Annotated in this window: 9 protein-coding genes; 5 read left to right on the top strand and 4 right to left on the bottom strand. The window is 55.7% G+C overall.

Features of this window, described 5'->3' with window-relative positions; all coding sequences use genetic code 11:
• Positions 1–276: 276 nt before the first annotated feature.
• Positions 277–1,472 (bottom strand): IS3 family transposase gene (locus B5M07_RS08355; RefSeq protein ID WP_441351389.1). Its coding sequence is split into 2 segments (ribosomal slippage): positions 277–1,220 and positions 1,220–1,472, totalling 1,197 coding nucleotides; the frame shifts between segments, so codons are not numbered across the junction.
• Positions 1,473–1,676: 204 nt separating this feature from the next.
• Here B5M07_RS08355 and B5M07_RS08350 point away from each other — a divergent pair.
• From B5M07_RS08350 to B5M07_RS08330, 5 genes are all read left to right on the top strand, one after another.
• Positions 1,677–2,045: a DUF2384 domain-containing protein gene (locus B5M07_RS08350; protein WP_120350962.1), complete on the top strand. Its 369-nt coding sequence runs from the start codon at positions 1,677–1,679 to the stop codon at positions 2,043–2,045.
• Positions 2,046–3,076: 1,031 nt separating this feature from the next.
• A complete protein-coding gene (locus B5M07_RS08345) occupies positions 3,077–4,300 on the top strand; it encodes a S1 family peptidase (protein ID WP_162931834.1) in 1,224 nt (407 codons plus the stop codon).
• Positions 4,301–5,367: 1,067 nt separating this feature from the next.
• Complete coding sequence (locus tag B5M07_RS08340) at positions 5,368–6,036, top strand: cytochrome c biogenesis protein CcdA (RefSeq protein WP_120350960.1); 669 nt, start codon at positions 5,368–5,370, stop codon at positions 6,034–6,036.
• Positions 6,033–7,271, top strand: a complete 1,239-nt coding sequence (locus B5M07_RS08335; RefSeq protein ID WP_120350959.1) for an MFS transporter — start codon at positions 6,033–6,035, stop codon at positions 7,269–7,271. The genes B5M07_RS08340 and B5M07_RS08335 overlap by 4 nt, the downstream gene beginning before the upstream one ends.
• A 504-nt stretch (positions 7,272–7,775) precedes the next feature.
• A protein-coding gene (locus B5M07_RS08330) for an IS3 family transposase (protein WP_441351389.1) occupies positions 7,776–8,971 on the top strand; the annotation gives its coding sequence in 2 pieces (ribosomal slippage) (positions 7,776–8,028 and positions 8,028–8,971; 1,197 coding nt in all).
• Here B5M07_RS08330 and B5M07_RS08325 read toward each other — a convergent pair.
• The 3 genes from B5M07_RS08325 to B5M07_RS08315 form a co-directional block, all read right to left on the bottom strand.
• Entirely contained in the window at positions 8,968–10,044 is a 1,077-nt protein-coding gene (locus B5M07_RS08325) for a hypothetical protein (protein ID WP_162931833.1), read from the bottom strand. The two genes, B5M07_RS08330 and B5M07_RS08325, sit on opposite strands and share 4 nt — an antisense overlap.
• A gap of 9 nt (positions 10,045–10,053) precedes the next feature.
• Positions 10,054–10,389: a hypothetical protein gene (locus B5M07_RS08320; RefSeq protein WP_120350957.1), complete on the bottom strand. Its 336-nt coding sequence runs from the start codon at positions 10,387–10,389 to the stop codon at positions 10,054–10,056.
• A gap of 366 nt (positions 10,390–10,755) precedes the next feature.
• Complete coding sequence (locus B5M07_RS08315; RefSeq protein ID WP_120350956.1) at positions 10,756–14,412, bottom strand: vitamin B12-dependent ribonucleotide reductase; 3,657 nt, start codon at positions 14,410–14,412, stop codon at positions 10,756–10,758.
• Positions 14,413–14,764: the final 352 nt, after the last annotated feature.

Below are 14,764 nucleotides of genomic sequence, written 5' to 3'. Positions count from 1 at the left end.
CGGCAGGATATCCATTCGAGCTAATTTGGTACGAAGACGATCTGGGTCGCCCGCCCAGAACCCATCAATCAAAGATAGCTTGAGATATCGCTTCTTGAACCGTGTTACGCTGTCCTGGTCGACAAGGTCGCGCATAATTCCCATGTGCCGAACTTGACCGCTAAGCTCTAGCGCGCCTTGATCACCGTCCGAGCAGTTCAGAAGCAACTGGACGGTTTCGGCGGTTACCCCGAGGGCTGAGCTACTCCCCATTTGTTGGACAGGATCTGGCGTAGTTTAAGCTACTCTTTGCACTTGCTGATCGTGGTTGGTTGTTTCAATTCTCTGCCAATAGACCACAGCAGGTGGTTTGCCGCCAAGGGCAGAATGCGGGCGCTTGTGGTTGTAGAACTCGATCCATTTTCTGACGCCATCTCGGGCCTCTGACCCGGTTTCCCAGGCATGCAGGTAGACGCATTCATACTTCAGTGACCGCCACAGCCGTTCGACAAAGATATTGATCCCTTGCCCGGCAGGGTATCGCGCAGCGATGTCCCGAGAGGGGAGGAAGCGGCCCTTGCCGTCCATTGAGATGCGCACGTTTGCGCTCCGCAACCTGTTCGTCCAAGCGAAAGACGTGAACTGGCTGCCCTGGTCCGTGTTCATTATGTCTGGCGGGCCGAACTTGTGGATCGCCTCATTCAGCGCATCAACGCAGAAGCCAGCCTCCAACGTGTTCGAGATGCGCCACGCCAGAACCTTGCGCGTGTGCCAATCCATGATGGCCACCAGATAAAGGAAGCCGCGCCGCATCGGTAGATATGTGATGTCGGCGCACCAAACTTGATTTGGCCGATCCACGCGTAGCCCCCGCAGCAGGTAGGGGTAAATCTTGTGACCCTTCGCCGCCTTGCTCGTGTTGGGTTTCTGGTAGATCGGCATGAGACCCATCAACCGCATAAGGCGTCGGATGCGCTTTTCGTTCACCAGATGCTGTTCATTGCGCAGGTGCCACGTCATTTGGCGCACACCGTAAAACGGGGTTTCCAAGAACTGCTTATCGATGACGCGCATCAGATCGAGGTTCATCTCGCTCTCACCCTTGGGTTCATAGTAAAATGACGACCGCGAGATCGACAGCAGGGAACATTGCTTGCCGACGGACAGACCCGGAATGTTCGGCTCAATCATCTTGCACCTCACTTGCCGGTCCAGGGTTTGAGCTTTCTGGCCAAAAAATCGTTGGCGACGGCCAACTCCCCAATCTTGGCATGCAGGCCTTTGACCTGCTCTTCATCGACTTCCGGTGCCTTCCGGCTACCTCGCTCGAACACACCAGATGCGCCCTCAAGCAATGCACGTTTCCATTGATGGATCATCGTCGGGTGAACTCCAAACCGACTGGCCAGCTCGCTGACAGTCTCTTCGCCTTTCAGCGCTTCCAACGCCACCTTGGCTTTGAATTCTGGGTGATGTTGCTTCCGTTTCGACATTCCTGATCTCCTTCGTGTTGAAGATCAGCAAACTACAAATCGCAGCTTACGTCAGTGTCCGATGTTCGGGGGGTAGCTCAGTGTGTCTTACGAGTTAAAGTTCGAGTTGTTGGTATGACGATCTATTCTGCTGGGAAGCGCCTTTAAGAAGCTTGGGCCCAGCGGCGAGGTATCAGTCCCATTTCACGGGTTGAGGAGCCAACAATGGATGAGCAGAGAACTATGCAAGATATCGTTTTAAAAGCCATGCCGCGCCTCTTTGCACTTTGGAAGCTTGAGCCCGCTGAATGCGCAGGCTTGTTGTCAATGACAGAGGAACAATGGCGTCAAGTGGTCGACGGAAACTACAGAATGGATCTAACTGAAGGACAGGTCTTACGGACCAGTGCTTTGTTGGGCATCTATCGCTCCCTTGAAATTTGTTTCAGCAAGCCGATATTAGATTGTTGGATTTCGCTTCCCAATAACGGCCCGACAACGCAGGGTCAGCGTCCCGTGGACGCAATGATCGAGGCTGGGCTTCCGAAATTCTTAGAAATACGGAAATACTTGGAATTCCAAGCCGGCCCCTGAGCCGAGCCGTATACTCACGCCCACAGTCACAACCTTTCCAACACAAAGATCTCATGTGTGGGAAAGGGCCTGATGTTGCATGATCGCGCTTCGGGAGATTGTATGTATATGGATGCATTGGTTCTTTAGGTCTCAGCCAGAAGGGACTACGGTAGAAACGGTTTTGCAACTAAATAGCAGCCATGGGTAGCGGCCCCTCTATGCTTCTATCAAGATCGGTGCCCGCCATCACGAGCACCAGAACCCGTGTCAGCTCAAACGCGTTGATATAGCACGCAGCCCACCAGTTCCTGTTCGCTCCCGCCGGGCAAAATCGGAATTCGCCCTTCATGTCGCGCATTTTCGACGGCCAAAAAACTGATAGAGGTTGCCCAGATTCCGCTTCTAGCCCCCAATAACCGCGGCGGGATTACCTTGGCGCGCAAGCTTTGAACTAAGTAACTTCTGATTGAACCTAGGCTTGATCGAATACTGGAAAACGGTAGTCTTCTCTCATGTCCCGTCGATTTTCTTATGTACTCCTATCGACCGCCCTATCAGGCCTAACTTCCACGCCCGCGGAGGCTCAGGTCAGCTTTGGCAAAGGAAAATGCGCCGTTATCGCGGCCTCTAGATCGACACTCTCGGAAGCCCGGCAGTGGATCTATGAAAGTGGTTATGAGGATGAGGCTCATGTCTACTTCAGCCAGAATGGATGGTACGCCATTACCCTCGGGTTGGTATCGAAATCAGAATCCCGCTCGATCATTGAGCGGAGCATTCGTATGGGAAATCTGCCTTCTGATGCCTACTGCTCTTCAGGGGGAAACTACATTCGAAAAGTAGAGTGGAGGCATGCCGCGGCGCAGCCTACTAGCTCACCAACAAACTTGTGGTCGCCCTTCGATGCGAGGCCGCTCACAAGGGCTGAAAAAAGGTTCCTGCAAGCTGGCTTGGCCTACACTGGGTATTATGCAGGGCTTTTGGATGGCGTGTGGGGGCGCGGAAGTCAGAGGTCGTTGAAGGCCTACGCGCGAGCGGAACACGATAACATGGAGCCGTTGAACGCTGACGCGGCTTTCTTGGCCATGACCTTCGTTGTGGATGTCGATGATGGCGGATGGCGCCCGGTTCCGCTACCCAATCTTGGCATGAGTATCGCAATGCCGACCAAGCTGATGTCCTTGAAAGATCGTTCCGGGACAACTTCGGCTTGGGAGCACCGGCAAAAAGAGCTGTATATCATGGCTGGCCGGCACACCGCAGATTTTGTCGGGGAGCAACATGCCTTTGTAGAGCGAAATGCCTCCTACCAAGATGAGGTCTATAAGGTTCGTGATAGGGAGCGGTGGGTAACCTCATCTAAGAACGACAAGGGGTCGTCCTACATCAGGAGTGAGTACATCAATGGCGGCTGGTCTTCTGTGTTCATCACAGGGACACCGCACACAGAGCCCGAATTAGGGCTCATGATTTCGAGCATTTCCACAGACGGGACGACCCCTCTGTTCCCCTCTGAGGAGGGTGTGCTGATGCGCAATGCGATGCTCCTTCTTGATGAGATCAATTCGGCCGAAACCGAAGGTCGCGGTTCTGGTGATACAGTTGGAGTGTCCGTTGAGCCGCGAAAGGTGCCACCAGCGGCCGACAAAGAGCCTCCTGCCGCAGGTGGAACCGGCACTGGGTTTCTAGTCAACGCTGACGGGGTCCTATTGACGAATGCCCATGTCGTAGAGGACTGCTCACTGATCGAGGTGAATGGTCAAAAGGCCAACCTGCTTGCTTCCAGCAATATGTTCGACCTTGCTGCGATTTCCGTTCCAGGCGCCTTGCTGGGTGAACCACTTCAGTTCTCTTCGAGAAGCGCTGGTCTGAATGCAGATATCACCATCGCTAGGTATCCACTGCACGGGCTGCTCGGAGGCCTGAACATTGGGCGGGGCTCAATTTCCGCTCTAAAGGGTTTGAGGGGTGACGAGATCAACTTTCAGATTTCGGCTCCAGTCCAGCCAGGCAATAGTGGTGGGCCCGCAGTTGATCGGTTCGGCAACGTGGTGGGGGTTGTCGTATCCAAGCTCGATACTGTTGAGGTCGCTGATCTTACCGGCGACATCGCTCAGAACATCAACTTTGCAGTCCGTGGTGATCTCGCAAAGGCCTTCTTATCCTCAAACGGGATCACCTTCTCAGAAGCGCAGGGAGGCGATCCTATGGATGGAGAAACTATCGCTCAGCGCCTGCAGCAAGCTACACATCTGGTTCGATGCTCCGGATAATAGCTACATTTGTCGTCGGAGATATATCACGCACAAGACTAGTTGGGTCGCTCTGAAAGAGCTGGTTGAAGGTTTCTACGAGTATACTACCCCTACCCCGCAATAAAAATTTCTGAAGTATATTGGAACAGGTCTGATTCCCCAGACTTTAGCAAAGTCAACCCTCTCTGATCTCCACAACCTCGGGCGACACCCCCTTCAGCGATACCTCGACGAGAGCTAAGGCGGTGGAACCATCGCGTTCCTGGCCCCAAAAACTACTCGAATTTCGGGTGAAGTTTTTGTCAGATGCAAATATGCATGCAGGCTCGCGAGGAAAGAGCGTTTATTGGATGGCTCTGAGGCAGGCAAACAATCGAAGCCTATGCGGCAACTGCGATTTGACCTAATGGTCGTCAGTTGCACGCAACGGAAACTCCCCAAATTTCTGCCTGATCGTTCCTGCAAAGTGGGCAGCATGTTAAAGGTAAAAATTCTCGCCGTCGGAAAAATCGGTTTGCCCATTTCACTATCGGTGCTCGGCTCCGCAGTCATGCTATTGGCGGAAGCGCAACGGACTGAAAGTCAAGACGCCGTGTGGCATGATGCTAGCGAATTCGTCCGTGCTTGTTCTCCTTAGGCCTCAAAAGCCGACATTAGAACCGCGGAGGTGAACGGCAGCAAGGTCCCGCATAGCGGGCCGGCCTAAGCGGACCTTGGTAATTTTACCAGCTAAAGGCCGGTTCGAGCCCATTTTGCAAGATTTCTGCTTCGCAGCGAATGTCGTCTGTCAGGAGACGGTCAAAAACCTTCAACAAGGTCTTGGGTTTGGAATGGGGTTTTTGGCAGCCTCCAATTAGGTAGTTTGCACCTGTTCCAAAAACGAGCGTTTGTGCCGCATAGGTATTGGCAATAGGTTTTTGTCCAGCAGCGGTCGTTCGTGACCTAGGAGGGGAATGCTACCGAAGAGCCTTCATTGAGTGTTTTTCGCAATGCAGCCCATGTCCGTTCGAAGGAAGATCGCTTGACCCTCCAGTTGGCGGAAGGTCTAGCATCAACCTGTTAGCTCAATGAGATAAAAGGCACTTATGGAAATAACTGATCAAACGCTGCTGCTCGCATTTGGCCTTGGCTTACTCGGCTTCGTCGAACCCTGCACGATTGGGGCTCATATGCTGTTCCTTGGGGGGCAGAGACGCCGCCCGATGGGCCAGAGGCTTGGGGCGGCGTTGGTCTTTCTGCTAGCCAGGCTCGTCGTGATGGGTGGATTTGGCGGTTTTATAGTGGTGTTGGGCCAGAATCTTATCGGCGTGCAGACCGGTGCATGGCTCGTTTTCGGGACAATCTACCTTGGCCTCGGATTTGCGATCTTCGCAGGATGGGACAAAGTAATGCGCCGCCGCATCGGATTCGCGCCCGAACACTGGAAGATCGCTTCCAATCCACTCCTTCAGGGACTGGCATTCGGGCTGAACATTCCCGCCTGCGCCGCGCCTATCCTATTTGGGCTTATGGGCACCGCGACAGCAAGCGGATCAGCTACCACGGGATTTCTGATGATGGCGGTCTTTGCCCTCGCGCTGTCGCTCCCGCTGCTCCCGCTTTCTGTCCTTCCCAGTCTTGCCCGGCCCCTCGACCGGCTTGCCGACTGGCTGCGGCCCCGTCGCTGGCTATTGGGGGTGATCTTCGTTGGGCTTGGTATCTGGTCCGTCTGGTTCGGCCTGTTCGTCGACCCTGTGGACTGGAGCGCGACATGACCCCCCGCCGCCGCTTTTGGCATGTTGCAGGTGCAGGCACCGCGTTCCAGGCCGGGTCTTCGGCGGTTGACAGTGCAACCGTCATGTCTGCGCTGGTCTACCAACTGACGGGCAGTTCCGTTGCCGTCGGCGCAGTTTCAACGATCCTGCGGCTCGGCTGGCTTCTGCCTCAACTCTTCGTCGGCTATTTAGCTGGTCGTGGCGCCTCTTCAATGCCGTTTTATGTCGCGGGCGCATTCGGGCGAACGGCGGCCATTGCAATACTATCAATCGTTCTTTGGTTCGGCGCGAACATTGGTTGGGCGCACGCCACACTTGGCGCGGCGACTCTTGGGCTATGGGTTCTCTACGCCTTCCTCAGTGGGATCGTTGGCGTTCCATATAATGATATCGTCGCCCGATCTGTCCCGTCCGAGCACAGGAGCCGGATGCTCTCGATCCGCTTCTTTGGTGGAGGACTCGTTGCACTTCTCGTCACCGCGCTGGCAGACAGACTACTGCGGACGCTTGAATTTCCGATCTCATACGCCGCCGTGCTTGGGATCGCGGCGTTCCTGATGTTGCTCTCGTCCATTGTCTTCACTGCGATGGGAGAGCCTGAACAGGCTACGCCCAGCAAAGCTGCCACAAGTTTCACAGCCTATTTGCAGGAAGGTGTTGCGACGTTCCGGGACGATCCGGTGTTCCGTCATTTCGTTTTTGCGCAATGGTGCGGGGGCGCTGTTCTCATCGCCGGGCCGTTTTTTGTCATCGCGGCCGCAACGCTTGGGGTGGGTTTGGAAAATGTGGCGCTTTTGCTCGGTGCCCAGACCGTCGGAGCGCTCGCGGGAAATCCACTCTGGGGCTGGTGGGGCGATTACCGGGGGAAATTGAGCCTGATGCGTGGAATCGCAATAGCGCGCACGGCTCCGCCAATCGCCCTTTTGTTCCTTTTGCTGACACCCGTGCCGCCAGAGGCAATCCTACCAATCCTTTTGGTCGTATTCTTCGTTCTTGGCGCATTGGCAAATGGTCTGACGATTGCGGTCATAGGGCTGCTGATGGAGATATCCCCGGACGACCGACGCCCCGCTTATAGCGGATATTTCAACGCGCTGACGGCACCCGCATTCGTTCTGCCGCTTTTCGGAGGCTTTGCCATCGTCGCCATGGGGACATGGATCGTCTTTGCAATCGCGTTTGGGGCTGCACTTGGTCAAGCCACGTTTCTCACGCGCATCGATGTGAAAGAATGAACGGGGTAGACGGGGTGCTTTCTTGTCCTGTTAAAAAGCGTGCATTCGGCCAAGGTCAGAAATGTCCGCGACCACCTCTTAGTGGCCAATACCCACACGTTTTTGTCACCGGCACAAACGACCGTTTGTTGAACGGTTCACCAGACCGGACATTGGTGCACGTGCACCGAAGGTCTGAAAAGTCCGCATTCCAGCCCGTGGTTCAGACCGCAGCGAAGGTCGGGTCCGAGCCCAATTTGACTAAGGCTGCGGGGCGCGAGGATGTACGTTAACGCAGAATAGGCAAAATTCTCTTACAACTACTCGGGTTTCGGGTGAAGTCTCCCGAAGTTAAGAAGGGGCCGTCATTCAGGCAGTCAAGAAAAGAGCGTTTACTGGATGGTTTTAAGCCAGCCGAACATGCAAATCCGGTCCGGTAACAGTGTGAGCTACCCCCCGAACATCGGACACTGACGTAAGCTGCGATTTGTAGTTTGCTGATCTTCAACACGAAGGAGATCAGGAATGTCGAAACGGAAGCAACATCACCCAGAATTCAAAGCCAAGGTGGCGTTGGAAGCGCTGAAAGGCGAAGAGACTGTCAGCGAGCTGGCCAGTCGGTTTGGAGTTCACCCGACGATGATCCATCAATGGAAACGTGCATTGCTTGAGGGCGCATCTGGTGTGTTCGAGCGAGGTAGCCGGAAGGCACCGGAAGTCGATGAAGAGCAGGTCAAAGGCCTGCATGCCAAGATTGGGGAGTTGGCCGTCGCCAACGATTTTTTGGCCAGAAAGCTCAAACCCTGGACCGGCAAGTGAGGTGCAAGATGATTGAGCCGAACATTCCGGGTCTGTCCGTCGGCAAGCAATGTTCCCTGCTGTCGATCTCGCGGTCGTCATTTTACTATGAACCCAAGGGTGAGAGCGAGATGAACCTCGATCTGATGCGCGTCATCGATAAGCAGTTCTTGGAAACCCCGTTTTACGGTGTGCGCCAAATGACGTGGCACCTGCGCAATGAACAGCATCTGGTGAACGAAAAGCGCATCCGACGCCTTATGCGGTTGATGGGTCTCATGCCGATCTACCAGAAACCCAACACGAGCAAGGCGGCGAAGGGTCACAAGATTTACCCCTACCTGCTGCGGGGGCTACGCGTGGATCGGCCAAATCAAGTTTGGTGCGCCGACATCACATATCTACCGATGCGGCGCGGCTTCCTTTATCTGGTGGCCATCATGGATTGGCACACGCGCAAGGTTCTGGCGTGGCGCATCTCGAACACGTTGGAGGCTGGCTTCTGCGTTGATGCGCTGAATGAGGCGATCCACAAGTTCGGCCCGCCAGACATAATGAACACGGACCAGGGCAGCCAGTTCACGTCTTTCGCTTGGACGAACAGGTTGCGGAGCGCAAACGTGCGCATCTCAATGGACGGCAAGGGCCGCTTCCTCCCCTCTCGGGACATCGCTGCGCGATACCCTGCCGGGCAAGGGATCAATATCTTTGTCGAACGGCTGTGGCGGTCACTGAAGTATGAATGCGTCTACCTGCATGCCTGGGAAACCGGGTCAGAGGCCCGAGATGGCGTCAGAAAATGGATCGAGTTCTACAACCACAAGCGCCCGCATTCTGCCCTTGGCGGCAAACCACCTGCTGTGGTCTATTGGCAGAGAATTGAAACAACCAACCACGATCAGCAAGTGCAAAGAGTAGCTTAAACTACGCCAGATCCTGTCCAACAAATGGGGAGTAGCTCACGCTTCCACGTTTTGCCCTCCGGCTTTATGCGCTCGGCAACTTTCGCAAGTTCGCTTTCATCGAGCGAGGTTGAACGAAGTGTAGCTACCGGCGCGTTTTGGTCGCCTCTGACCCCACGACTATCCAAAACACGTCCGATCAACCGCAGGAGTTCGGTATTTTTTGATTGCTCTACCGAAATGCGAATAGACGATATCCCGCTTAACTCATTGCGGGGAAATCGGTTGTGCCCATTCCAGTACACTAAGCGATCCGCAATTTCGTCCCCCACGACGATGTTGACGCCACTTCGGCTCAAGGAATTCTTCGGCTCGAGGTAATGGCAAAATAACTCGGACAACTGGGATGGCGGCAGAACCGATCTCGGCTCAGTAAGCGCTTCTAAAAGGGCGCGAGGGTCATTCTCATACTTGGCGTGTTCGCTCTTTCCGTATTGGCGATTTTCCAAGGCTTTCTTTGAAATCAACGTCAAGCACTTAAACAACTCAGGAGCTGAATCAGCCAGTTGGCCATTGCGAAAGCTGGTCGAGATGAAACCAAAATTCTCGCGAATAAAGGGATCCTCAGAATCGTCCCAAGACTTGTCAAAGCTCACAATGTCTCGCGGTTTATCGCCGAAACCCCAACGACGGCTGGCAAACATCGGCAGAACTGACAGGCATGACAAACCTTGAATCGGAAGCTCAATGCGATATCGGCGGTCGCCTTCAGGATCGCTATATCGGTCTTCGTGATGTTGAAGGATTCCTGGCGCAAACTTTTCGTCTAGCAAGGCGATGGCATCGTCAGTCAGATCAGCAAAACTGTAGATTATGTCTGCGTCGAACGCGTGCAACCACGACACATAAGCGGGGTCAACTCCATCAGAGGAAGCTAAGATAATCGGGGTACGCCGACCGGACCAGCGACTAAAACTCTCTGCAATGATCTCATCAATCAAAAGGTCCTCGCACGTCTTCAAATCAACGAGATAAGCCACGCGCAGTGGTCTTGCTGTCCCTTCTACTGTGCGATGAGTGCGTTTTTCCCACATAACAAAGCCCTAAACCAAAGATCTTTTTCGAACAGCAAAGGTAGTGCCTTCAATTTGTTCTTGGTTGAGCATCCCACTGAAGAAGGATTTTGAGATAATCTGCAGATCAGCACGCGTCCCGATCATAGCGGGCTTCACTGCGAATGGTGCTAACTGCCTCTTGATATGCGACTCGGTCATCTTCCAAGAGTTCTTCCAAACAATGGATGTCCCGTCTTCGGTCACAACTTCCAGCGACCAACCGTCCCCGCCTTCGAATTCGTAGATCTCCATTTTAAATGGAACCCTATTCTCAAGGTTGCGCTGCGAGGCGTTGGAAATAGCAAAGCTGAGTTCGCGCTCCATGTGAATACCTCTTTGAACTGCGGTAGATGATACAAGCACTGATCACGGAAGCAAATGTCCGCAGAGCGGGGGGCTGTCGCAGGATCTTAAGAAATCTACGAAACGCCGCTCTGGGTCGGAAGTAATGTATTCGATGATACGGGACGCGGCTCGTCGCCGAAGTTTCAGGAGGAGACAAGTAGTTTCGAACAGATGAGTAAGTGCTCTAAACGTGCAAAGAAAAGCCAGACCTACAAAGATCCGGCTTCCTTCTTAAAAACAATAGCTTACCAAAGGTTGGGCGCTAATGTGTTTGCCTATGGGCGTCAAACGTCCACAAATGGGCTTAATATGCTTGGCACATCAAAATGAGCGCCACAACCCCGTTTAGCTACAGCCGCTGGTGCCGCCGCAGGTGTTGCACTTCATGCAGGTGCCGTTGCGAACCAGCGTATAGTTGCCGCATTCGCCGCAGGCTTCGCCTTCGTAGCCCTGCATCTTGGCCTTGGCCCGTGCATCAAGGCTGACCCCGCCGGAACTGACAGCAGTGGAGGATTTCACCGCCAAGGCCATGTCACCGCTGCTGCTGATCTGTGGCGCGAGGCCCTGCAGGCCCGCATCTGTGTCCGCGCTTTGCCCGCCTTGCAGCACCACAAGATCTTGCGGCAGGCGGTTGCGCAGATACCCGGACGAGCTGATTTGCTTGAGCACCTCAAGCGATTTATTCGCCGCGTTCTCACTCAACTCGCTCACATTGCCAAGGTTCTCTTCCTCACCTCGACCCAGATCGTCAAAGGTCGCGCCTTCAGGCTTCACATGCGCCAGATCGGTCCGGTCGAGGTAGGACACGGCGAGTTCGCGGAACACATAGTCAAGGATCGAGGTCGCCTGTTTGATGCTGTCGTTGCCCTGCACCATGCCCGCGGGCTCGAATTTGGTGAAGGTGAAGGCGTCGACGAACTCCTCCAGCGGCACGCCGTATTGCAGGCCCACGGAAACCGCGATGGCGAAGTTGTTCATCATCGCCCGGAAACCCGCGCCTTCCTTGTGCATGTCGATGAAGATTTCACCCAGCTTGCCATCTTCGTATTCGCCGGTGCGCAGATAGACCTTATGCCCGCCGACATTCGCCTTCTGGGTATAGCCCTTGCGGCGCTGCGGCATCTTCTCGCGGTGCGATTTGATGATCTCTTTGACGATCACCTTTTCGACGATCTTCTCGGCCAACACGGCGGCTTTCTCATGCGCGTTGCCGCTTTCCAGCGTTTCGGCGGCGTCATCGTCGTCTTCGACCAGCGCGGCCGCCAGCGGCTGGCTCAGCTTTGAACCGTCGCGGTAAAGCGCATTGGCTTTGATCCCCAAGGACCAGCTTAGCTCATAGGCCTTTTGGCAGTCCTCGATGGTGGCGTCATTCGGCATGTTGATCGTCTTGGAGATCGCCCCCGAGATGAAGCTCTGAGCCGCCGCCATCATATGGATGTGGCTGTTGACCGACAGATAGCGTTTGCCCTTCTTGCCGCAGGGGTTGGCACAATCGAAGATGCCGTAATGCTCGGCCTTGAGGTGCGGCGCGCCTTCCAGCGTCATGGTGCCGCAGACGTGGTCATTGGCCGCTTCGATATCCGCCTTGCTGAAACCGAGGGAGCGGAGCAGATCGAAGGTCGGGTCGTTCAGCTTTTCGGTCGGGATGCCCAGCACCTGCGTGCAGAACGCCTCGCCCAGCGTCCATTGGTTGAACACGAAACGGATATCAAATGCCTGCTTCAGCGCGGCATCTACCTTGGCCAACTCATTCGCGCCAAAGCCGTGGCCCGCCAGCGTGGTATGGTTGATCGCAGGCGCGTTGCCGATGGTGCCATGGCCCACGGCGTAGCTGACGATCTCTTCGATCTGGGCCGACCCGTAGCCGAGTTTCTCAAGCGCTGCGGGCACGGATTGGTTGATGATCTTAAAGTACCCGCCCCCGGCGAGTTTCTTGAATTTCACCAGCGCGAAGTCCGGCTCGATCCCCGTGGTGTCACAATCCATCACCAGACCGATGGTGCCGGTGGGCGCGATGACAGAGGTCTGGGCGTTGCGGTAGCCATGCACCTCACCCAGTTTCAGCGCCTCGTCCCAACAGGATTTGGCGATGTCGACCAACCCGGCCTGTGGGCAATTGCCATGATCCAGCGGGACTGGCGTGACCGAAAGCTGCTCATAGCCATCCGCCTTGCCATAGGCGGCGGTGCGGTGGTTGCGGATGACGCGCAGCATATGCTCAGCGTTCTTGGCATAGCCCGGAAAGGCCCCCAGTTCGCCCGCCATTTCCGCCGACGTTGCATAGGCCACGCCGGTCATGATCGCGGTCAACGCCCCGCCAAGGGCACGGCCCTCGTCACTGTCGTAGGAATAGCCCATGTTCATCAGCAGCCCGCCGATGTTCGCATAGCCAAGCCCCAGCGTGCGGAAGTCATAAGACCGCTGCGCGATCTCTTTGGAGGGGAACTGCGCCATCATCACGCTGATCTCAAGCGTCACGGTCCACAGACGCGAGGCATGCATGTAATCCTCGACCTGAAAAACGCCGTCCTTGAGGAAGGTCAGCAGGTTCATCGACGCCAAGTTGCAGGCCGTGTCATCAAGGAACATGTATTCCGAACAGGGGTTCGAGCCGCGGATCGCACCGTCTTCGGGGCAAGTGTGCCAGTCGTTCACCGTGTCGTGGTACTGGATCCCCGGATCGGCGCAGGCCCATGCGGCATGGCCGACCTGATCCCAAAGATCGCGGGCCCGGATGGTTTTCACCACACGGTTTTCGGTGCGGCTGATCAATTCCCAATCGGCGTCCTTTTCCACCGCCTTGAGGAAGGCGTTGGTGACCCGGATCGAGTTGTTGGAGTTCTGGCCCGAGACCGAGTTGTACGCCTCAGAGTCCCAATCGGTGTCATAGGTCGGGAATTCGATGCCGGTGTGGCCCTGTTTGGCATAATCCAGCACGCGCTTGACGTAGGTCTCGGGGATCGCGACCTTTTTGGCCTCGCGGATCGCGGCCTTCAGCTGGTCGTTCTTAGCCGGGTCGTAGGCATCCGCCTCGGCGCCGTCCCATGCCTTGATCGCGTCGAACAACAGGTTCAGCTTCTGCTCATGCATTTTGGAGCCAGCGACGATGCTCGCCACCTTTTGCTCTTCGAGCACCTTCCAGTTGATGAAATCTTCGATATCGGGGTGGTCGGCGTCGACGATCACCATCTTGGCCGCGCGACGGGTGGTGCCGCCGGATTTGATGGCGCCAGCGGCGCGGTCCCCGATCTTGAGGAACCCCATCAAACCCGACGACTTGCCGCCGCCCGACAGCTTCTCGCCCTCTCCGCGGAGCGATGAAAAGTTGGTGCCCGTGCCTGAGCCGTATTTGAAAAGCCGCGCTTCACGGACCCAGAGGTCCATAATACCGCCGTCGCCCACCAGATCGTCGGCAACTGACTGGATAAAGCAGGCATGGGGCTGCGGGTGCTCATAGGAAGACTTCGAACGGGTCAGTTTCCCGGTCTTGTAGTCGACGTAGTAATGCCCCTGCGCCGGGCCATCGATGCCGTAGGCCCAGTGCAACCCGGTGTTGAACCATTGCGGGCTATTGGGGGCCGCGCGCTGGCTGGCCAACATGTGGCGCATTTCGTCGTAATAGGCGCGGGCGTCTTCTTCGGTCGAGAAATAACCGCCCTTCCAGCCCCAATAGGCCCAAGCGCCCGCCAGACGGTCAAAGACCTGCTTGGAAGAGGTTTCCCCCCCCATCTCGGCGCCCTCGGCGGGGACCGAGCGCCAGAGGAACTCCGGCACGCCCTTTTCTTTGACGCGGCGCGTGGCGCTTGGCACGCCCGCTTTGCGGAAATACTTCTGCGCGATCACGTCGCTTGCGACCTGGCTCCAGGATTTCGGGACTTCGACGTTGTCGAGCTTGAACACCACCGAACCGTCAGGGTTGCGGATCTCTGACACCGTGGTGACAAAGTCCAAATCCGCATAGGCGTCCTGCCCGGCTTTGGTGAAATTCCGTTCAATCTTCATCGTCGCTGCCCTTTTCCAAACTTTTAAAATCCTAAGCCGACCCGCTCTAAGCAGACCGTCTCCCCCCGCTTGTTGGCAGTTTGGACAGAGCTTCGCCGTGCCACCTGCTGGCGCGGGCGGCTGGAATCCCATTGAAACACTGGTGCTTGTATTCTGTCCCCACTGCCAAAGCGCCGGCTGCGTTACACACAACATCTTGTGGCGCTCTACTTGACCCCCACAAACTGACGTAGATAGACCTAATCGGTCAACGGTTTTTTTACGTTTTATTTCCGGCAAGACAGTTGACCGATGCGCCCCTATTTGCGCCATCCGCGCGCGAAGTGATTCAGCCTCAGGATATCCCCAAAGA

The sequence above is a fragment of the Sulfitobacter sp. D7 genome (assembly GCF_003611275.1).
Lineage (GTDB): Bacteria > Pseudomonadota > Alphaproteobacteria > Rhodobacterales > Rhodobacteraceae > Sulfitobacter > Sulfitobacter profundi.
The sequence above is the reverse complement of the archived record's forward strand: the minus strand, read 5'-3'. Positions and strand labels throughout refer to the sequence as shown.

Coding starts and splice junctions, on each gene's coding strand:
- B5M07_RS08350 (WP_120350962.1), top strand. CDS start 1,677: ATGGATGAGCAGAGAACTATGCAAGATATCGTTTTAAAAGCCATGCCG.
- B5M07_RS08345 (WP_162931834.1), top strand. CDS start 3,077: ATGGAGCCGTTGAACGCTGACGCGGCTTTCTTGGCCATGACCTTCGTT.
- B5M07_RS08340 (WP_120350960.1), top strand. CDS start 5,368: ATGGAAATAACTGATCAAACGCTGCTGCTCGCATTTGGCCTTGGCTTA.
- B5M07_RS08335 (WP_120350959.1), top strand. CDS start 6,033: ATGACCCCCCGCCGCCGCTTTTGGCATGTTGCAGGTGCAGGCACCGCG.
- B5M07_RS08325 (WP_162931833.1), bottom strand. CDS start 10,044: ATGTGGGAAAAACGCACTCATCGCACAGTAGAAGGGACAGCAAGACCA.
- B5M07_RS08320 (WP_120350957.1), bottom strand. CDS start 10,389: ATGGAGCGCGAACTCAGCTTTGCTATTTCCAACGCCTCGCAGCGCAAC.
- B5M07_RS08315 (WP_120350956.1), bottom strand. CDS start 14,412: ATGAAGATTGAACGGAATTTCACCAAAGCCGGGCAGGACGCCTATGCG.